This window comes from Mesorhizobium sp. WSM3860, from assembly GCF_002294995.1.
Lineage (GTDB): Bacteria > Pseudomonadota > Alphaproteobacteria > Rhizobiales > Rhizobiaceae > Mesorhizobium.
In genome coordinates this window covers 150,125-170,851 of record NZ_NSGF01000007.1, presented here as the reverse complement: position 1 = coordinate 170,851, position 20,727 = coordinate 150,125, and the positions used below count along the sequence as shown (strand labels likewise).

Sequence of the window (20,727 nt, the reverse complement as noted above, 5' to 3'; positions counted from 1 at the left end):
AGGGCCTGCCTGCCCTGATCAGCGGGCGTTATTGATGCCGTCGACCAAAGCCTGAACGGCGTCTTTGGACGACATGTCGGTGACGAAGAATTTGCCGACGACGTCGGTGAATACGCCAGCAAATTGAGGCTGAGCGGCAAAACCTTCTGTCAGACCGCCGAGCATGGCTCCATTCTTCACCGCCGCCTCGCGGTCAGCGTAGCTGCGTTTCGCGCAGTCATCGAAGCTGTCGACGGAAACGTCGGAGCGAGCAGGGATAGAGCCCTTGATCAGGTTGAACTGCTTCTGCACTTCGGGATCCATGATTGATTCCGCCCACGCGTCCTGGCCCGCCGTGGTCACAGCGTCATCGACTTTGAACATGCCGAAGGCATCGATCACGAACTTGAAGTTCGGCTTGTCGGTCGGGGTGGGAAAACACAGAAAATCGACGCCCGGCTTCAGGCCCTTGGCGAGGAACTCACCTTTGGCCCAGTCGCCCATGACCTGCATGGCGGCCTTGCCGTCCGCAACCATGCCAGTGGCCACGGCCCAATCACGCCCGGTGAAGCCATCATCGACAAGCCCGCGGACCTTCCTCAGCCTGTCGAACGTCGCAATCATTTCTGGACTCGAGAGAGCGCCCTCGTCCAAGTCGATGACAGCCTTCTTGTAGAATTCGGGTCCGTTCACATCCACAAGGATTGCCTCGAAAACTTCGAGGATCTGCCAGCTCTCGTCACCCATGGCCAGGGGGATCGCTCCGGCAGCACGCAGTTTCTCGCCGTCGGCGATCAGCTCGTCCCAGGACTTCGGTTCCTTGACGCCGGCCTTGTCGAACACGGCCTTGTTCGCCCAAAGCCAGTTCTGCCTGTGCATGTTGATCGGGACCGAAATGAAGTCGTCTCCGTTTTTCACGAAGGCAAGCAGTTGCGGCGCGAGCGCTTTGTCCCAGCCGTTCTTGGTGTAGAGGTCGTTGAGGGAGCGCAGGACGCCCTGCTTCCCCCAATCGAGACCCTCATAGCCAAGAAACTGCATCGTTGCAGGCGGATTCCCGGCGGCAAGGCGCGTGCGCAGCGCCTGGAGCGCGTTGGCGCCGCTGAGGCCGCCCACCGCGCTGTCCTCCCAGGTGTAGCCCTTAGTAGCTAGCTTGTCGGTGATGACCTTGAGAGCTTTCACCTCGCTTTCGGACACCCAGTGATGAATACCTTCAACCTTGCCTTTGCTTTCGGCCATTGCGGCTACGGGCGCGAGGGCGATCGAGGCGGCCAGGATGGTAGTGAGCTTCATTGTAGTTCCCCTTCTTGCTTGCGTTGGTGATTGATGAACCGGCTCGACCTTTTCGGGGCGTGCCGTGGCGTTCCGCATCAGAACGGTTCGGCGGCCGAACCGTATGGAACGTTGCGTCGGCCGTACCGGCGGACGCGGATGTTGGACTGCTCTGCGTGTCCTGCAAAACCTTCCATGATGCAGAGGCGTGAGCTGTACTGGCCGACCAGAGCGGACGCTTCATCGGTCTCGATGCGCTGATAGGTGCAGGTCTTCAGGAACTTGCCGACCCAGAGCCCGCCTGTGTATCGGGCCGCCTTATTAGTAGGCAGCGTATGATTGGTCCCGATCACCTTGTCGCCGAAAGAGACGTTGGTGCGGGCCCCAAGAAACAGAGCGCCGTAGTTCTTCATTTTCTCAAGGAAATAGTCCGGATCACGTGTCATAACCTGCACGTGTTCGGAGGCGATGCGATCCGCCTCCGCCACCATCTCATCGACCGTATCACACAGGATGATCTCGCCGAAATCTTGCCAGGCTTTGGCCGCGACGGCGGCTGTCGGCAGGATTTTGAGCAAGCGCTCGATCTCATCCAGCGTATCGCGGGCCAGCTTCTCGGAATTGGTGATCAAAAGAGCGGGAGAGTTTACACCATGCTCTGCCTGGCCCAGCAGGTCGGTCGCCACGATTTCACCGTCGGCACTGTCGTCAGCAATCACCAGGGTCTCGGTCGGACCCGCGAAAAGATCAATGCCGACCTTACCGAACAGCAACCGTTTGGCCTCGGCGACGTAGGCGTTGCCGGGGCCGGCCAGGATATCCACAGGCGCGATCGTCTCCGTGCCGTAAGCCATGGCGGCGATAGCCTGGACGCCGCCAAGGCAGTAGATTTCGTCCGCACCGGCGAGGGCCTGGGCGGCTACAATCTTCTCGGCGATCTTGCCCCGGAACGGAGGTGCGCAAGTGATGACACGCTCGCAGCCCGCCACCCGAGCGGTCAAGACGGTCATGTGAGCGGAAGCAAGCAGCGGATACTTGCCGCCCGGGACGTAGCATCCAACGTTCTGAATCGGTATGTTCTTGTGGCCCAGAATCACACCAGGCAGCGTTTCGATTTCCAGATTGCGAAGAGTGGCGCGCTGGGCTTCGGCGAATTTGCGCACCTGGTCCTGCGCAAAATCGAGGTCTTCGCGTTCGCGCTTGGTCAACGCGTTGATGCATCCATCGATCTCGGCCTTGCTCAGGCGATAGCTATCCCGGTCGAACTTGTCGAAGCGATTGGACAATTCGCGAACTGCCCTGTCGCCCCCCTTCTCGATTTGGGCAAGTAATGCCTGAACCGTCGCGGTGACTTCCGGTTGGCCGCCGTCTGCGACGCTGCCTTGGGCGGACTTGACCATGCGTATCATGACAATAACTCTTCATTCGCGAGCGCTTGCGCGTCGCATTCTCTGTGAGATAGATGGCGATTAGCGAGGGCGGTGCTTAGCCTGCCCTCACCTCAATCTTGCTATAGGTGCTGCTCGCGTGCGCGCATTTCGGCGTATGCGGCCTGTTCTTTTTCGTAGTAGGCCGGCGATGGGAAATCCCACCAGCCGGTCGCGAACGGTCCCGCCGCGTCGCGTGAGACAATGACCTCGACAAGAGCCGGGCCGCCGCATTCCAAGGCTGCCTTCAAGCTGGTTTCGAGATCTTCATCCTTCTCGACTTTCCAGGCCTCGAGCCCGAATGCGCGGGCGGAGGCCGTGATATCGGCAGAGTAAGGCTGGCCATTGCCGGAGTGATGGGTAAATTCGGAAGCAATATGGCGACCCATGAACTTGCGCTGGCCGCCACGGATCGACATGTAGCCCGAGTTGTTCAACACGAGAAACACCACATTGATGCCGTTCATCACGGCAGTGCCCATTTCGGGCAGCGACATCATGAAGTCGCCGTCGCCAACGATCGCCACGACCTGACGATCTGGGCATGCAAGCTTGGCACCCAACGCGGCCGGCACTGCCCACCCCATCGGTGAATAGGAGCCAGAGGTCAGATGGGTGCGCGGCTCGTAGACCGGGAAGCTTTGCTTCACCGAACCCTGGGTGTTACCCGAACCGACAACCACGATACCATTGCGGTCGAGGACCTTACGCAAAGCGACCAGCGGGCGTTGCGATGTGAAGGGCGTTTCGCGGCTGTTTTCGCGCGGCGACACCTGGGCGATCCAGTCGGCCTTCGCCTTCTGGACGTCGGCCAGGAACGTCTCGCGTTTCGCCAGAGCCTTCTTGGCATCGGCCTCCGACAGCAACGCCAGAATTGCCTCCAAAGCGACCTTTGCGTCTGAAACAATGCCAACCTCGGTCGGATAGGTTTTGCCGATCTCACGCGGGTCAAGATCGATGTGGATCAGCTTGCCCGGCGGGATCGAGAACGAAACGCCCTTGGCGTAGGAGGACGCCGACCAATCTGTGAAGCGGCAGCCTACCGAGATCACGACGTCGGCGGATGCGGTGATCTTGTTGCCGCATGTCGTGCCGGTCTGGCCGACCGCGCCGATGAAGAGCTCATGATCTTCCGAGATGGCGCCCTTGCCGTTCCAGGTGATCGAAACTGCCGCGCCGAGACGCTCGGCCAAACGCGTCAATTCGTTTGAAGCGTTGGCCGTGATGGCGCCGCCACCGGCAACGATGACCGGCCGCTCGGCCTCCAACAGAAGCTTTACCGCAGCCTCGATCGCGCTCGGATCCGGGTAGGCGACACCTATCGGCAGCCGCTTGTCCAACGGATGAATGCTCACGTCCGCCGCCTCGACCTGCACGTCCATTGGCACCTCGATATGCACGGGGCCCGGACGGCCGGTGAGCATCTCGTTGAAGGCGCGATGCATGATGGTCGGTAGAACCTGGACGGATTGCGCCTGCCAGGCGCGTTTGGTCACCTGCTCAGTGATGCGCGCAAAGGCGTTGTCCTGTTGGCGTTCGATCTCCTGCATGGTGCCGTGGCCATGCATGTAGGTCTGCGGCGAGCCCGAGACATAGAACAATGAAGTCGAGTCGCAGTAGGCTGTCGCAAGACCAATGATCGTGTTGGTAGCGCCAGGTCCGACCGACGTCGAACATGCCATGGGCTTGCCGCTGGCGCGGAAATAGCCGTCCGCCATATGAACGGCGCTCTGTTCATGCATGACCTGGATAAAGGGCAGTTGCGAGCCTTCCTCGAGAAAAGCATCGAACAGGGCCCAGATGCCATGTCCAGGTACGCCAGCCACATATTCGACGCCATATTCCTTGAGCGCTCTTGCGACGATCTGCCCACCGGTCAGTTTCATTGTTCGACCCTCTTATGTTTTGGCTGACGAGGCGGTTGCGAGATATGCTCCTCGTCCATGCTCTTAGTAAGCAGCCATGGAGGCCCTTGCGACAAGTTCGCAGGGTAGGTTTATTCGACGCAATGTGACGCGCTATCAGAGAAGAATTGCGACAGTAGAGGTTGTCCGTTTCCGGCCGCTGATGGACGAAATATGCCGAGAATGGGCTCCTGCCAAGCGCAGTACGCGTCCGGGTTCCAGGAGATTTTCGACGCGATGTAACGCGATAAGTGCTGCATATCGCGCAAGAATTCGTACTGCCGCGCAATTCCGCCTCAACAAGGCGTATGGCTTGCTTGCTGGCAAAGTCAACCACTTACGACGGTCGAGGCCATGTCGAAGCGCAACCAGATTGTCCTGCATGCACTCGTCGCGCGATACGGCACGCTAGCCCTTGACCTCGATATCGCACACCAGATCGGTTTCGACGGGCTGGAAGCATCCGGCGCCAAGATTCGAGCTTTCATGGACGCTGGCTTCAGCCCCCAGGACTTGCGGCGCCTTGTCGGCGATACTTTCATTCCAGGAATTGGATTTCTTCTTGACGTGGAACGCTACGGCGATGCCCGAAAGGACCTGCTGAAAGACGCGGAAGCGTTGACGGACCTTGCCGCGGCGATTGGATCAAAGGGCATGCAGGTCATTACGGGTCCAATCAGTCTCGAGGCTCTCGATCCCAGCAGCGTTACCCGGCGACCCGATCTCTACCGAGGCGTTGTTGGCCTGCCGATAGAGGAACAGATCGACATCACGGCGTCTGGACTGGCCGCGGTCGCCGACATTGCCGCCCAGCGCAACCTGGTCATCTACCATGAAGCGCTGTCCTGGACGCCGCTCAACACCCTTGACAGGCAGCTTCGCACCATCAGGAAAGCAGCGCGCGACAACATACGTCTCGTCGTCGACTTCTGGCACTGTTACACCTCAGGCGACGGCCCCGAACAAATCTCGCGATTGGACAAGGATCTGATCTACGGCGTGCACATTTGCGACTCTCTCCCGTTTGCGGGAGGAATCCCCGACGAGCCCGTGCTGCGCGATGTAGAAACAGGCAAGGGCGCCCTAAACCTTCGAGAGTGGGTGGCTGCCGTGAAGTCCACCGGCTACAATGACTGGTGGAGTTGCGAACTGTTCTGCAACAAGCAGCATCAGATGAACAGCTACGACGTCGCTCGCGATCTCAAAACCCTGTTGCAGGATCTTGTGGAAGCTCCTTAAGTCGCCGGTCGTCGAGGCTTCGATTTGGACCACCCTATGCGCGGTGGATCACCGTGCCCTGCTTGCTAAACAATTGGAGGGTCTCGGCAGTTAGCTGGCGCCCGACCACCAAATGGTCGATCTCTCCAGGTCCCGAAACTTGAAATGGCGCGACCCTCGACGTCCTGTCGACGGTAGCAAAAACCACCCGAGCGGCGCTTCGCCGACACATCACGCGTTTGATTTCAGCCTCGGCAAGGTCGAATGCGGTCAAGCCGACGGAAGCATCTACGGCACAATCGGCGGCAAAGAAGAAATCGGCATGGAACTGCTCCAACTGCGAGAGGCAGACGGGTCCAAAAGAACAACCTTTGTCCTGGTCGTACAGGCCGCCCAACAGAACCACGCGCGCTAGACGATGCCCTGCCAACGCCGTCGCGACAGACGGAGCGTTCGTCACAACCGTCAAGGCCATGTCACGGGGCAAAGCGGTAGCGCATGCGACGCTTAGGGCTGCTTGATCCATCAGGATCACTGCGCCGGACTGCACGAGCTTGGTTGCGGCAGCAGCCGGCGCCGCGAGATCGGTGACGGAGATTTTCAACCGCCCGCCTCCCGTGCCGGTCGCCGATGATCTGGCGAGCGCTCCGCCGTAGACCCTGCGGCAAAACCCGGCTTTGGCAAGATCGCGAAGATCGCGGCGTACGGTGTCTTCCGACACACGGAATTCGAGCGCCAGCGCGTTGGCCAGGACCTTGCCCTGTTCTGCCAATCTATCGAGTATGATCGCCTGGCGCTCTTCCGAAAGCATCACCCAAACCTCCCAAGCAGATCATGGGCAGCTTCTATTTCCGTCTTCATGGCTACCGGAAATAACTCCCAACGGAGCCTGGCGACAATGTCTTCCTGGCCGGCGCTGCCAGTCGAGCCAGAGCGCTGCTCGTCGTACATGTGGTCGACTAGTCCCACTACTTGCCGCTCACCAATGCAATTTCGCACAGTCATCATTCCTGACGCATTTGGACGTTCTTTTCCGATGTCGGGAAAGGGGGAATGCGGGTCGTGGAGGCCTCCGAGATATCCTATCCACCAGACCAACCCGGGTTGTCGTGATCGCTCACGGGGTGCGGATACCATCGCGGCTGAGCGGCGGTCAAATGCGAGCATGGACTTGATGCTCCGCTGAATAGCGATCTAGGCACATCGCGTCACTGTGCGTCACAGATTGGAACCGTGCGAACTTGTCGCTCGATCTAGCGAGTGGAAGGATACCCTGGGACTTTTCCTCAGCGCAGCCGCTGTCGAATAGGACGAGTACAACATCCGTCTCCGACCGGGTCAAGAAGGTGGACCGAAATGCGCAATGGGTACCTATGAGCCTTCTAACGAATGACATCCCCCGCAAACGTCGCTTTCGCGCCGGCATGGTGGGAGGCGGTCGTGGTTCATTCTTTGCAAGCCGCCACCGAACTGCCATGCGGCTAGCCAATCGTTTCGAGCTGGTGGCTGGTGCCTTTTCGTCCGACCCGCAAACCTGCCTTGAAGCCGGCGAGGCGCTTGGGGTGACTGCGGAGCGCAACTACCTCAGCTTCCATGATATGGCGGCCTCGGAAGCGACTCGCGAGGATGCGATCGAAGTCGCGATCATCGTCACGCCCAACCATCTGCATTTCGAACCGTGCAAAGCGTTTCTCGAGGCGGGTATCCCCGTCATCTGCGAAAAGCCGCTGGTCCATTCGTCCGAGCAGGCGCGCGAGCTTCAGCGAATAGCGGCGGCAAACGACACGTTCTTTGCCGTGACATACACCTACACTGGCTATCCCATGGTCCGCGACGCGCGGGCTCGTATCCGCGCGGGCGAGATCGGGCAGGTTCGCTTCATGCATGTGGAATATCTGCTCGAATGGCTGGTGAACGACCCGTCGAAATTAGGCAAGGGCGGGATATGGCGCGGCGACCCGGTAAAAGCCGGACCGACGGGCGCGCTGGGGGATATCGGCACGCACGCTTTCAACATCCTCGAGTTTGTGTCCGGGCTCCGGTGCACTGCACTCAGCGCCAATCTGATGCGAACGGTCGACTCTTTCGGGTTGGACGACACTGATCTGATCCAGCTGGAATTCGAAGGCAACGCCAACGGTCTCTTGTGGTCCTCCTTTGCCGCTCCGGGCCATCGCAACGGCCTGCGCTTCAAGATCGTCGGCTCCAAGGCCACCATGGAATGGCGGCAGGAGGCGCCGGAAACGCTCAGTGTATTCCGGCTTGGCCAAGGCGACCTCACCTATCGTCGCGGAAATGGCGACCTCTCGGCCGACGCGAAACAGGCCACCAGCCTGCCAGCCGGCTCTCCCGAAGGCTACCTCGAAGCGCTTGCCGTCTTGTACAGCGACTATGCGACGGCGCTTGAGGCAGGCCGAAACTGGCGAGAGGCGCTGCAGGTGCCGGTTTCCGACATCTACGAAGGGCTGAGGGGCGTCCTGCTTTCCGAGGTCAGCGTTGAGTCTTCAGCGTGGAAGTCGTGGGTTGCGTTCCCAACTTCCTGAAGCAGACAAATGTCAAATGCCTGAACTCTGCCCTCTCAGAGCCAAACACATCAGGACTGAAAAAATGGATGACATCTCCCGCGACGCTTACGCAGTACTCCTACCAGCCTTTGACAAGGTTGAGTTCACTGACGCGTCGGCGTCTTTCTTCAATGCCGGCGGCGTCGCTTCCCTTCTCGGATCGACGCGCGAGGAATATGTGGCGCGTCGCATGTCGCCGGCCAGGCAGCGATCCGAAACGCCGCAGCTTCTCCTGGACTACCACGACCGCGCGCGGGCGCTCGCAGACGATGTGCTGATCGCAATCGACTACGAACTGGGAGGGGTGCACCGCCTTCATAAGCTTGGACCCCAACTTCCTCATCCGCGCGAAGTTCTGGAGATGAAGGAGAGCGAGATCGAGCACTTCGGAGCGGAGGCGGCTCGCGCCGCCCGGTCCTGCGGTATCAACTTCTTCCTGGCGCCCGTCGTCGATCTGGTGACCGGAAGCAACCCATGGCTGCGGGACCGCACCTTTTCCGTGGATGCCGACCTCGTCAGTCGCGCCGCGTCCGCATTCATTCGAGGCGTTCAGAGCCAGGGCGTGGCGGCAACAGCAAAGCACTTTCCGGGGCATCCCCATGTGCCGGCTGACCCGCACGACAGCGCGACTGTGACGGTCATTGCCTCGCCGGACGAGCTCAAACCCACTCTGAAATGCTTCGACGCGGCCATCGCGGCGGGTGTGCGCGCCATCATGACCGGACCCATACCGGTCGATGCGATCGATCCGACCGAGCCATCGTCGACTTCCGCAAAGGTGGTCGCGATGCTTCGCGGCGCCCATAGATTCCGTGGCCTGATCGTCTCGGACGATCTCGATCTGCCCGGAACGTTACGCGGCCGCACGGTTCCGGAAGCCGCGGTGGCGTCGCTCAAAGCCGGCGTCGACCTTCTCCTATTGGCGGGCGGACCCCAGGTCGATGAGGTGGCAAACCGTATCATCGCCAGTGTCCGCGCCGGCAAACTCGAACGAGACGTGGTTGCCCGTGCGGCGAGCGCAGTGCGTCTGCTGGCCGCGAATTCTGATCGGTCCATGCAGGCGGCCTGAGGAACCACCCGAGCAAATGCGCATGCCTTTGCCGGATACAATCGCCCTGTGCCTGTTCTAGAGAGAGCAAAGCGCGCGTCCCAGAAATTCGAACTCGATCCGCGTTTGACGCAAGCGGCGGCCGCATCGACCAATTGGAGATGGAACCCATGTCAAAGCTCCCGGACTCATCTTTCCTGCACCATCTGGCTGACTTGGCAGATGCCGAGACCCTGCCCCGCTATCTGGTCGATCTCGCCGTAGAGACAAAGGTGAAGGCCGGATACGGGTTCGATCCGGTGACGGAGGCAGATCGCGAGGCTGAAATCGCATTGCGCGCCGCCATAATCAAAGAATTCCCGGACCACGCCGTACTCGGCGAGGAATTCGGCGAGACTGGCGGCGGCAGCGACTGGCGATGGGTCCTCGATCCCGTTGACGGAACGCGACCTTTCATCTGCGGCCTTCCGGTCTGGGGGACGCTCATCGGCCTAACCAATCGCGGCCACGCCGAGATGGGGATGCTCAGCCAGCCCTATATCGGCGAACGGTTCTGGGCCGACGCGACCGGCGCATGGCGCCAACGCGCCGGCGAGCGGAAGGCGCTCAAGACGCGCGACATCGACAATCTTTCCGACGCCATCCTCCACACCAACTCGCCCGAACATTTTCACGGTGATCTCAAGGCTGGATTCGAACGGCTGAACAGCGCAGTAAAGATGACCCGGTATGGCGGGGAATGCTATGCCTTCGCAATGCTGGCGGCGGGTCGGATTGATTTGTCGCTTGAGCCGTCCCTGCAGCCTTACGACATTGTCGCCCTGATACCGATCATCGAGAAGGCAGGCGGCGTCGTCACACGCATAGACGGTGGCCGCGCCGAAGAGGGAGGGCCGGTCCTTGCCTCAGCAACCCCCGCGCTGCATCGGTTGGCGCTGAACGGGCTTCTCGGCAGAGCGTAGTCTGATTGAAGATGTTACGGGCCAAACCAGCCCAGCAACGCCGCATTCAGCCTTCCTTGTGCCAGTCCGAGGATAGCCTGTTCATAGACAACCGCCTCGTGCAGTGAAAGCTCCGAGACTACATCTGGATCATGCCGGACCCGTCCCCGAGATACTGCAGCACTTCCCTGGGGATGCTCGAGTCACCCCTGTCGATCACTGTAAGCTCCTTGAGGTGACGGCGCTGAAGCAGGCCTGGTCCCTTGTAATGCAAAGCGACCTTCGTTGAGTAGGGTTGCCGAAAGGCATTGGCCGCGATGCCGCTGGCAATTCCGAACATGAACCGCTTGGCATTTCGCTTGACCTGGGCGTAGACGCCGAAAGTGATCTCATTACTCTGAATGCCCTCGAAGTCGGCTGTGAAAAGCCTGTCGGCAACTGGGAAACTAAACCCGTAGTACTTAAAGACATATTCGGTTTTCCCCGGCTTGTCGAAGCTAGGAAACCGTTCGATATAGTAATGTTGCAAAAACTTGTTTGGCCTATACAGGCAAAACGCCGACTTAAGAATGAAACCTTTATAGATCGAAGAAAATTGATATCGATCATAAACACCCAAGATTTCCGAGTCCTGTACGGTACTGTCAAAAACAATATTCGAAAGGAAATTTACAAACTCAGGCAGATGCCGGGCGGTCGACATTGCATGAAAAAAGTTTCCGTCGATCAGCGTCCGAAATTCCTCGGGATTGGAGAAAAGGATCGGAACGCTCAGGCCGAAGAAGTTCGCGATCGTGCGCAGATTGGCACTCGACGGCACATGGGCGCCTGACAAATATTTGTTAAATTGTTGCCGGTTGACGTTTAGTTTGCGACAAACAGCAGCGACAGACCCGTGGCGATCGCACAAGGTCCTCAGATTCGCCGCGAGCGCGGCAGTATCCCCTGCGATGTGATTCACCTCGATCGCCTCCCCGATGACGCGAACAGACGCTATGTGTACGTCACTTTAATGCAGACTTCAACGAGATGCGAAGTTGGCTGCAGCGTGCGAATGCGCCCATACTTGGACCGGATTAGGAGCGCCCGGCATGGCAACTCACGGCAAGACGGGGTGGTCAGTTATGGGCACCGGCACCATCGCCACTGAGCAGATGGTCGCCGGCATCAGGGCGCAAGGGCATACTCCCTTGTGGGTGGTCAGTCGGCGAAAACTGGATGCCGCGCATTTCGCCCAGGACCTCGACATTCCACAGTGGACGACCAACTTGTCGAATGCCCTCGGCGATCCTGACGTCGAGTTCAGCTATGTCAGTGCACGCCTTGGGCGTCGGGCGCATTACATCACCGCTGCAGCGAAAGCTCGCAAGAACGTGCTCTGCGACGGACCGATCGCCGAAAACAGCAAGATGGCCGCTGAGCTTGTGCGTCTGTGCGACACCGCCGGCATCGTGCTTGCGGTACATCACCCGTTCCGAGCATCGGCAATCCACCAGACCATGCGCAGACTGATCCTGGATGGTGACATCGGCAAGGTGCAATCAATGCTTCTCACTCGCGAGGGACCATACAAGCCCGCAGCCAAGCGCAGAAAAGACGATCTCGATAGCGAAGGCGACATCTATCTCGACATGTCCGTCGACGACATTGACCTTGCCAGGTTTCTCACGGGTGCAGAGCCGCGTGAAGTTTCAGCCCTTTGCACTCTTGTCGAGGGCAGCCCTAGCCAGATTTCCTATTCATTTCAGCTGGACGATGGCAGCTTATTTCATGCATTCGAGAGCTTCGCGATCGCGGACTTGGAAAGCACGGTGGTGGTGGCTGGAGATCGCGGTACACTGATCGCCCATGGTACGCTGAATGGAAAGGCTTCGGGTACCCTTATGCGTCGGCACGGAGCCAAGAATGAACTCGTGCCGGTTCGCGACGGGGACGCACATCTTGCTGCAGTCGAGGACTTTGTCAGCGCCCCGGAGCGAAAACTGTCCTGGCTGGCACGAGGATCAGACAATGTCGCCGCCCTGCGCGCCGCAGAAGCTGTGGCTACGGCCGCCTCCAAGCGCCGAACCGCCATAGTTCAAGGCAGCCAGTAAACGAGGGGTGTTCTCAAGCGAGATCGATCTGCGCCGGGTATTGCGGACCAGTGACGGCGCCAGCTTGACGCCAATCGTACTCAACGCCGAACGCTGCAGAGCTGAGGCGTGGACTGTAGCAAAACTGACCTAGGATTGCCTGGTGTGATCGGATGGCTTTCCCGAATACCCCATTGCACGAGATATCTGCCCTGCGATCTCGGCAATGCGCCCCCCGGTCGAGGGGACATCCTCGTCGGTAACGCGCGCGATTGGCCCACTGATGCTTATGGCGCCGAGCGGGCGTCCCGATTGATCGAAGACAGGCGCACCGATGCAGCGTCCTCCTATGGCGGACTCCTCATTGTCGATAGCATAGCCCCGCTCCCGGATAAGCGGAAATTCGGCACGCAATTGGTCGAGGGTGGTGAGGGTGTTATACGTGTAGCGGGGGAGCCCCGGTTCCCTTAGCAGCACGTTGACTTCCTGCGCATCAAGCCAGGCGAGAATGGACTTGCCGAGAGAAGTGGCGTGCCATGGATTGACTACGCCGACGGATGCTCCCTGACGCAGCGTCTGCATGGCCTCGATACAGTCCACGACAATGACCTCATGGCGCAGCCATAGAGCGAAGCTGACCGTCTCGTTAAATTGCTCATGCAAGATTTCGAGATAGGGATGGGCTACGGTTCTAACGTCCCTGCGATGTAGTGATTTCTGCCCAAGAAGATAAAGCCCAATGCCCAGGATATAGCGATTGCCGTTGACTTTCTCGATCAGCCCATGCCCGACGAGACTGGCGACATAACGCGAGGTGGTTGGCTGGCCCAACCCGACTTCGCGCGCGATCATCGACAACGACATCGGCTGGTCCGACCGTTCAAGAACGCGCAAGACGGCTACCGCCCGGTCAACAGCGTCAAAACGGGCATTTTTCTGCTCATCGGTGAACAGGTCGTTTGGCAAGATCGTTCCAGCGAATCCGTGGCAAAGGACCCTCTTGGTGCGCCAAGAAGACCCGGCCGTCAATTGAGCCGCGGCGCGGCACCCAACAACATTTTCGTATAAAGATCCTGTGGCGAACGCAGGACCTCGTTGGTTTTCCCCGCCTCGACTATGTTCCCATCTTTCAGGATTATGATGGACTGCGCAATTTCCGAAACCAGTGGCAGATTATGCGTTATGAACAGCATCGCAAGGCCGTCCTTTTTCAGATCGAGCAGAAGCTCGACGACCGCCGCCTGCACAGACACGTCGAGAGCCGAGGTGATCTCGTCACAAACCAGAAGCTTCGGTTTCATCGCGAGCGCGCGGGCCACCGCGACACGTTGACGCTCGCCTCCGGATAGGTCCGCCGGATAAAGGTCGACAACCCTTTGCGGCAATCGAACGCGGTCCAGAAGCGACCGGACTTCAGCGCCGACCTGTGCTCTATCAGCCAGTCCTGTGAGGCGAACGGTGCGTGCGATACTTTGGGCGACCGATTCCTTGGGGTTAAGTGAGCGGTCGGGATTTTGGAAGACGATCTGCATGGCGCTCAAATCTGCCTTTGAGCGACTTGAGACGGCGAACGGCATCAAATGCCCCTGGAATAACAAGCTGCCCGAAGCGTTGCTGTGCAAACCTGTCACGCAACGGCCCGTAGTGGTTTTGCCGCTGCCGCTGCCGCCGACCAAGCCCACGCACTCGCCTTTGCCGACCGAGAATGACACTCCGTGCACGACCTCGACGTGACCATGAGCCGCGCGCAGGTTCTTCACCTCCAGGACGCTTTGGATTTCGATTGCACCCTCGGCCTCGCGCGCCGCCGCAGGACAATCGGTTACCAGTCGTGGAATAGCGTCGAGCAGCATGCGCGTATAGTCGTCGCTCGGTGCTGCGAAGACCTGCTTGCGGCCCCCTTGCTCGACGATCCTTCCAGAAAGCATGACGGCCACCCTGTCTGCCACGACGTTGACGACCGCAAGGTCATGGGTGACGTAGACCACGCTGGCGCTGCTGGACTTGACCAGCCTCGCTATCAGCTCAAGGATCGTCTGCTGGGTGGATACGTCCAGGCCCGTGGTGGGCTCATCCATCACGATGACTTGCGGAGACGTGATGAAGGCCATGGCAATTGCGATGCGTTGCAGTTGACCGCCGCTCAGCTCGAAGGGATAGCGTCTAAAAAACTTTTCATCGTCTGGCAGATCGACGCTCCGCAACGCCTGACGCATCAGTTGCTTCATGCCGGTGCCCGTATGGCCGTGCGCCGCAAGAAGCTCGGCCATTTGCTTGCCGACTGACATGCGGGGGCTGAAGCTCGTGGTCGGATTTTGTGGAACCAGCGATACTTTGCCGCCCTGGAAGGCACGTTTCTGCCGCCCCGAGACCGAGAGGATGTCGGTGCCGCCAATCAAAATCTTGCCGGACGAAATACGCATTCCCGGCCGCGCAAAGCCTAGCAAACTCAAGGCGACCGACGTCTTTCCAGATCCCGATTCACCGATGATGGCCAGGACTTCACCCCGCTCCACATGAAGGGAGACGTCGCCGACGATTTCGCGGCCGTTCAGATCATGCATGAAAAGGGATTGCACAACGAGCGGGATTGCTTCGGTCATTTCAAATCTCTTTCGACCGACCGACCGAGCGCGCAAAGCTGTCGGCAAGCACGTTGACGGCAACGGAGAAGGCAGCAATTGCCAGAGCTGGCGCGATTGCGATCCATGGCGAGATCGTGATGCCAATCCGGTTTTCACTGATCATCAGACCCCAGTCGGCCGCCGGCGGCGGCAGGCCCAGGCCCAGATAGCTGAGGGAGGCGTAAAGAATGATCGACCCGCAAAGCCGCACACCGAAGTCGGCAAGGACCGGCGTCAGCACATTGGGAAGGATGTCGAGGAAACAGATCGCCGTCCAGCTTTCTCCGCGGGCGAAGGCCGCCTCCACGTACTCGTTCTTGGAGATATCCATCGTAATCAAGCGCACGATGCGGAAGATGCGAGGCGAATGCAGGATAACGATGCCGACTATGACGGTAGGGAGGCTGGGCCCGGTCGAGGCGAGAAGCACCAGGAGGAAGATGGCTGGCGGCAACGCATAGATGACATCGGAGATTGCGATCAGCAGGACATCGAGGGGTCCTCGCCGCAGCCCGGAATAGATGCCCAGGGGAACGGCCACGATATAGGCCGCGACGGTCGCGCACAGTGCAACAACCAGGACTGTCCTGCCGCCGTAGAGGAAACGGCTGAAAGTGTCGCGACCGAGGAAATCTGTTCCGAGCCAATGCTCGTACGTTATGGGCGCGAACGGAGCGCCGACAACTTCATCAAAGGCGTAGGGGCTGAAATAGGGTCCAAGCGAGGCAAGAGCGACGATGACCAGGACCAAGACCAGGGCGATGCGGGCCGCGGGCTTGGCCAGCGTAAGGCGCAGGACAGAGGTGGACATGGACCAATCTCCCCGGCTCAGTTATTGCCGCGTGCAACGCGCAGCCTTGGGTTCAGGAGCAGGATCAGCGCTTCCGACACCAGGTTGATGAGCACGTAGGTAGCCGTGATGATCAGCGTAATGGCGAGCACTGTCGGCATGTCACGGTTGATCACCGCATCTGAAAGCGCGCTGCCGATTCCGGGCAGTTGGAAAACGGATTCGGTCACAACGACTCCTCCCGCCAGCCAGGCTGCGTTCAAGGCGATAGTCTGAATGGTCGGCGTGATGGTGTTGGGAAGGACGTGCCATATCAACACCCGCGCGGGACTTATCCCGCGCAGCCGCACCATGTAGATGTACTCGGCGCTCAGCACTTCGAGGGCCACCGCCCGAACCATGCGCACCACCTGTGCGAGTGTCGTGCCAAGCAGCGTCAGCACCGGCAAGATGAACAGGCTGGATTGGGAGGAAAGAGGCAGGCTGTCGTTGATCAGCGAGACCGGCGGCAGCCAACGCAGATAGACCGCGAAAAGCACGATCAGCACGGTGCCAATGACGAACTCAGGCAACGCAACCGTGACGATGGTCGGCACGGATATCAGGTGATCTGCCAATCTGTCCTTGTAGATCGCCGCAAGGATGCCAAGGACGAATGAGAGCGGTATCAGCAAAAGCAGCGACGTGACCGTCAGTATCAGGGTGTTGACGGCCCTTGGCCCGATCGCCTCCCACACCGGCCGGCCCGAGGGAATTGATCGTCCGAAATCGCCAGTGAGGGCGCCTTCGATCCAGCTGAAATATTGCACGACAGCAGGCCGGTCCATGCCGAACTGGCGCCTGAGCGCCTCAACCGCCGAAGGATCAGCCTTGGCACCGAGCGCAGCCCGGGCCGGATCCCCTGGCAGATACTGGGTCGCGGCGAAGACGACGATGGACACGGCAAAAAGCGTGACAACAGCCAGGGTTATTCTTGTTAACAGAAGCTGGAGCAAAGGCTTATTCAAGGGTCTCACTTTCAAGAAGCGGAACCGCCGCGGCCTGGCCGGCCACGGCGGCTTGCAGCTCACCCGAGATAGACGTTTTCGAACTGATAGTAGCCAAGATTTCTCTGGGTGGAGGGAACGATGTTCTTGACCTTGGCACTGGAGGCGTCGAGGAGATCGCGGAAGCCCCAGATGATGTAGGCTCCTTCGTTCCAGAGGACCTTCTGCGCCTCCACGTAATATTCGCGGCGTTTGGGGGCGTCGAAGGTGGTTCTTGCCTTGCTCACCCACTTGTCGAACGCGTCGCTGGTCCAATCCGGTTCGTTCCAGTAGGCGCCGCGCGCATAGCCCTGGCCGAATTGGGATTCGAGGGTGTGCTGGCCCCAGTCCGAACTTCCCATCTGGGTCTTCTTGAAGTTCGGGCCGGAATAGTAGCTGTCCGGCGGGACAACCATGAGCTCGATGTTCACGCCAATTTTCTTCGCCTGGTTGGCGATGAGGGTGGCAGACGCCTGCATGCCTGGAGCAGCGTCGGAAGTGTAGAGGGTGATTGACTGGCTGTTGTCGTAGCCCGCCTGCTTGAGCAGCGATTTGGCCTGATCCGGATCGTATGCACGCTGCGGGAGTTCGGATGCATAGTCCGGGTCGGTGATGCAATGCAGATCGTTGCCGATCCTGCCATAGCCGGACAGCGCGTTGTCGAGCAACTGCTGGCGATCGACCATCAGCCTGAATGCCTGCCGGACCCTCACGTCAGTAAATGGCTTCAGGTTTGTCATCATGAATTGATCGGTCGTGGCGCCGCTCTTGGAGCGCAGCAGGGTGAGTGCGGGATTTGCTTCAATCAAGCGGGCGAGACTTCCATCGAGCTGAGCCACGGCATCGACCTGGTTCGCCACCAGCGCGTTCATGCGGGCGGTCGGGTCGTTGATCGCGATGAATTCGACCCCATCGAGATATGGCTGACCGGGTGTGCGATAGTTATCACTGCGCGCCAGCGTCACCCGCTGGCCGCGGGACCAGGACACAAACTTGAAGGGCCCGGTCCCGATCGGCTTGTCGAAGTCGGTCGTGCCGTCCTTCATGAGGAACATGACCTTGCTGCCCAGCACTTGCGGCAGCAGCGCATAGGGCTGCTTCAGCTCGACTTCGACCGTATTGGCATCGAGCGCGCGCACCCCTTTCGGCTCCAGGAGCGGCGCCAGGTTGGGGTAGGCATCGGCCTTGTTGTCGGAATTGAGGATGTACTGGATGGTGTAGACGACGTCCTTGGCCGTGAAAGGCGCGCCATCATGCCAGACCACACCTTTCTTGAGCTTGATCTTCCAGACGTTGCCCTCGGCGTTGTGAGTGAAGTCATCCGCCAGCTTGTTATAGAGCTTACCATCCTTGTCGAAGTCCGTGAGCCGGTCGAAGATCGACTGGGCGACGGCGAAATCCATATCGCCTGTCGAGATAAAAGGGTTGAGCGAAGATTTCGCGCCGGCAGCTCCAAGGCCGACGCGGAGCGTGCCTCCCCGCTTTGGTTCCTCGGCCAGAGCCGGGCGTAGCCCCGCCCCGGCAAGCACGATACCTGCGCCCAAAAACAGGCCTGTCTTCAATACATCGCGCCGCCCTACAAGCGTCGGATCTGCGTTAGGGCGATTGATGTCGATGTCCTTGCTCATTTCCACATTCCCTCTGTTTGGATTGTTATGTTTGCTTGTCTAATCGACCAACGACGGGCAGCTGCGGCCGATTCCGGCTCAGGCAAGCAGTCCGGCTTGCTTGAGCGCCTTGATGATGTTTTCCTGATCCTCCTTGGCCAGGTTGCCATTCGGCAGGCGCGGTTCACCCACCTTGCGGCCCTGGGCATTGATCGCGAACTTGATGCGGGCGGGAAAATTCACGCCCTTGGTCATTTCGCGGGCGAGCGGTGCGATCTTGTCCGTAAGCCTGCGGCCGAGCGCGTAGTCGCCCGCTGTATGCGCGGCATGGATCTCCACATATTGCTTCGGGATGACGCTGTTGATGCCGGAAATCGAGGCCTTTGCCCCGAACAGGAAGCTCGCAATGTTCACGCTGTCGGCACCAGCGGCGATGACAACTCGGTCTCCGACGGTCTGGACCAACTCCGTCACGGGCTCCAGCGCCACCTCCTTCACGCAGATGACCTCGGGCAGCTTGGCTATGCGCTGCATGACGGCCGGCGGGTTAAAGAAATGATTGTAGTAAATGATGGGAAGCGAGGTCGCCGCCCCAACATCCTGGATGAACTTGTCCAGCCCATCCCCGGACGGAGTATTGTAGATGGGCGGTCCAAGCATGAGGGCGCAGGCGCCGTTCTGCTTGGCGATTTGACCACGCTTTATCGCGTCACGTGTGGTGGTCGTGATTATGCCGGCAATGACTCGCAGCTTGCTGCTGGTTGTTGCCGCCTCCACCAGGATGCCGAGTTCTTCGGCGGAAAGTTCATCACCTGAACCGGTGCTGCCGCCGACGACGGCGAGGCTGATGCCCGCGCTCTCCATGAACTTCAGTTCGCCCTTGAACAGATCAAGGTCCAGATCACCATCGGGTTTGAAGGTCGAGACGAGCGGCGGGATGATCCCCTTGATCTCGTCCTTTTGAAGCACAGTCGTCATTGCCAATCCTTATTTCACTCAGTGAAAGTCACTATTACTGAATGAACATCCCGTGAAGTGCTTCGCTTGTCAAGAGCGTTTTGCGCAGCGGGCTCGTCCTCGAGGCGGATCGCCGGTCTTCTGTTCAATGGAAGGCGTGAACGCGGGCGACTTCCGGCTTCTGTTGGCCTGGAGCCGCTTTGCGGGCTCTGCATCAGAATGCCAAACCGGAAGCAGGCGAGGGAAAACGAGACGGCGTCACTGTCCGGGCCACCGCCCGCGGTGTTGCCGACGCGATGCCGTTCGCGCCAGGATATGAACGAAGCCGCGCGCCCCACTTGCTCCTACCGGAAGTCGCGGCGGCCGGATGTGCGGGTCCGCTCGTGTTATCAACCAGCCGATAAAGCAACCGCCGCCGCTATGATAACGCGCACTGTTCGAGAACAGATCGAAGTAGGGAACCGGGCCGTTGCAGATGACGGCGTCGTCAATGAGTGCCGGCTGGACTATTGTCCGTTGCGCAGATCATCGATCTTGCCGACGGAAAGTTTGATGTCCGAAAAGACAGCGGTCGTGCCCTCACCCGTGGGCGATTGAACCCCCATGCCGATCCGGATGGGTCGCCTTGCAATGCCAGGCAGCGTGAACCAGCGCAGGAAGTTCCAATATTTGCCGTCGGCCGAAAAATGGAGGGCGATTGCTTCCCCATCGCTGTAGATGCGCAACCACACATGGTCGCCGGGATAGGCCGGGCCGTCAGAATCGTCGGATGTCGTGCGCGTAACCACGCTGACGATGGTCGGCTTGCGCGCGGCAGAGAACTCGAAGGCGATCTTCGCCCAGTTGTCGCCGTCGCACTCGATGAAGAGGGCGCCACCGTCAAAGGCGGAGGCGAATTCGACGGAGACCTTTGCAGACAATGCAAAATGCTTGTCTTCGACCTCGCCCACCAGTCGCGTGACATTTGCCATCCGGCTTTTGCCGCCTGGTGCGAAGAACCAATCGGTCTTTGCGTTGGCACGCAGCTGCACCAGATCGCCCTGGATTGTCGCGTCGCCATTTTCCGTGCCCTCAACGAGCAAGGTGTCGAGTTTCATCAGTGCTTCCTTTCCCTTAGAATACTTCGTGCCGAGCGGGGCGCCGTTCTGATCATCCACGCCGAAAGTCCGCCACCAGCCCCCCGAGGCAACGCCGTGTCAGTCCGCACCTATGCGGGATTGCCAGCCCTGAATGGCCGACGGAGACACGGCCGACCCCTGGTCGCGACGCCATTTGAAGGCTCGTGAGTGAGCACGACTTTGC

At 59.6% G+C, this 20,727-nt stretch carries 17 protein-coding genes; 5 read left to right on the top strand and 12 right to left on the bottom strand.

Annotated elements, in window-relative coordinates:
- Nucleotides 1-18: 18 nt before the first annotated feature.
- The 3 genes from CK220_RS14230 to CK220_RS14220 all read right to left on the bottom strand — a co-directional run bounded on the left by CK220_RS14230 (nt 19) and on the right by CK220_RS14220 (nt 4,561).
- Nucleotides 19-1,347: an ABC transporter substrate-binding protein gene (locus CK220_RS14230; RefSeq protein ID WP_245429178.1), complete on the bottom strand. Its 1,329-nt coding sequence runs from the start codon at nt 1,345-1,347 to the stop codon at nt 19-21.
- Nucleotides 1,347-2,657, bottom strand: coding sequence for a histidinol dehydrogenase (gene hisD, locus CK220_RS14225; RefSeq protein WP_095812115.1), 1,311 nt, complete (start codon nt 2,655-2,657; stop codon nt 1,347-1,349). Before hisD ends, CK220_RS14230 begins: the two co-directional genes overlap by 1 nt.
- A gap of 101 nt (nt 2,658-2,758) precedes the next feature.
- A complete protein-coding gene (locus CK220_RS14220; protein WP_095812114.1) occupies nt 2,759-4,561 on the bottom strand; it encodes a thiamine pyrophosphate-binding protein in 1,803 nt (600 codons plus the stop codon).
- A 372-nt stretch (nt 4,562-4,933) separates the two neighbouring features.
- On the opposite strand from CK220_RS14220, the gene CK220_RS14215 reads away from it, so the two are divergent.
- Nucleotides 4,934-5,818, top strand: a complete 885-nt coding sequence (locus CK220_RS14215) for a sugar phosphate isomerase/epimerase family protein (RefSeq protein WP_095812113.1) — start codon at nt 4,934-4,936, stop codon at nt 5,816-5,818.
- Nucleotides 5,819-5,852: 34 nt separating this feature from the next.
- Here CK220_RS14215 and CK220_RS14210 read toward each other — a convergent pair whose 3' ends face one another.
- Nucleotides 5,853-6,608 (bottom strand): DeoR/GlpR family DNA-binding transcription regulator, encoded by a 756-nt coding sequence (locus tag CK220_RS14210; protein ID WP_095812112.1) that lies wholly within the window; start codon nt 6,606-6,608, stop codon nt 5,853-5,855.
- Nucleotides 6,609-7,143: 535 nt separating this feature from the next.
- Between CK220_RS14210 and CK220_RS14200 the strand changes: the two genes are divergently transcribed.
- From CK220_RS14200 to hisN, 3 genes are all read left to right on the top strand, one after another.
- Complete coding sequence (locus CK220_RS14200; protein ID WP_210201427.1) at nt 7,144-8,340, top strand: Gfo/Idh/MocA family oxidoreductase; 1,197 nt, start codon at nt 7,144-7,146, stop codon at nt 8,338-8,340.
- A gap of 64 nt (nt 8,341-8,404) precedes the next feature.
- The gene (locus CK220_RS14195) at nt 8,405-9,430 is read left to right on the top strand and encodes a glycoside hydrolase family 3 N-terminal domain-containing protein (RefSeq protein WP_095812109.1); all 1,026 of its coding nucleotides are present in this window, start codon (nt 8,405-8,407) and stop codon (nt 9,428-9,430) included.
- A gap of 149 nt (nt 9,431-9,579) precedes the next feature.
- Nucleotides 9,580-10,371 (top strand): histidinol-phosphatase, encoded by a 792-nt coding sequence (gene hisN, locus CK220_RS14190; protein ID WP_095812232.1) that lies wholly within the window; start codon nt 9,580-9,582, stop codon nt 10,369-10,371.
- Nucleotides 10,372-10,489: 118 nt separating this feature from the next.
- Here hisN and CK220_RS14185 read toward each other — a convergent pair whose 3' ends face one another.
- Entirely contained in the window at nt 10,490-11,311 is an 822-nt protein-coding gene (locus tag CK220_RS14185) for a helix-turn-helix transcriptional regulator (RefSeq protein WP_095812108.1), read from the bottom strand.
- A 130-nt stretch (nt 11,312-11,441) separates the two neighbouring features.
- Between CK220_RS14185 and CK220_RS14180 the strand changes: the two genes are divergently transcribed.
- Nucleotides 11,442-12,443 carry a Gfo/Idh/MocA family oxidoreductase gene (locus tag CK220_RS14180; RefSeq protein ID WP_095812107.1) on the top strand — a complete coding sequence of 334 codons (1,002 nt, stop codon included), beginning with the start codon at nt 11,442-11,444 and terminating at the stop codon, nt 12,441-12,443.
- A 129-nt stretch (nt 12,444-12,572) separates the two neighbouring features.
- Here the strand turns inward: CK220_RS14180 and CK220_RS14175 are convergent, their stop codons facing one another.
- The 7 genes from CK220_RS14175 to CK220_RS14145 all read right to left on the bottom strand — a co-directional run bounded on the left by CK220_RS14175 (nt 12,573) and on the right by CK220_RS14145 (nt 20,522).
- Nucleotides 12,573-13,388, bottom strand: coding sequence for an IclR family transcriptional regulator (locus CK220_RS14175; protein WP_245429176.1), 816 nt, complete (start codon nt 13,386-13,388; stop codon nt 12,573-12,575).
- 59 nt (nt 13,389-13,447) lie between these two features.
- Entirely contained in the window at nt 13,448-15,025 is a 1,578-nt protein-coding gene (locus CK220_RS14170; protein WP_245429175.1) for an ABC transporter ATP-binding protein, read from the bottom strand.
- A gap of 1 nt (nt 15,026) precedes the next feature.
- A complete protein-coding gene (locus CK220_RS14165; protein ID WP_095812106.1) occupies nt 15,027-15,857 on the bottom strand; it encodes an ABC transporter permease in 831 nt (276 codons plus the stop codon).
- 17 nt (nt 15,858-15,874) lie between these two features.
- Nucleotides 15,875-16,831, bottom strand: coding sequence for an ABC transporter permease (locus tag CK220_RS14160; protein WP_245429172.1), 957 nt, complete (start codon nt 16,829-16,831; stop codon nt 15,875-15,877).
- A gap of 71 nt (nt 16,832-16,902) precedes the next feature.
- The gene (locus CK220_RS14155; protein WP_095812105.1) at nt 16,903-18,489 is read right to left on the bottom strand and encodes an ABC transporter substrate-binding protein; all 1,587 of its coding nucleotides are present in this window, start codon (nt 18,487-18,489) and stop codon (nt 16,903-16,905) included.
- 78 nt (nt 18,490-18,567) lie between these two features.
- Entirely contained in the window at nt 18,568-19,446 is an 879-nt protein-coding gene (locus tag CK220_RS14150; protein ID WP_095812104.1) for a dihydrodipicolinate synthase family protein, read from the bottom strand.
- Between the two features lie 485 nt (nt 19,447-19,931).
- Nucleotides 19,932-20,522: a DUF1349 domain-containing protein gene (locus CK220_RS14145; protein ID WP_095812103.1), complete on the bottom strand. Its 591-nt coding sequence runs from the start codon at nt 20,520-20,522 to the stop codon at nt 19,932-19,934.
- Nucleotides 20,523-20,727: the final 205 nt, after the last annotated feature.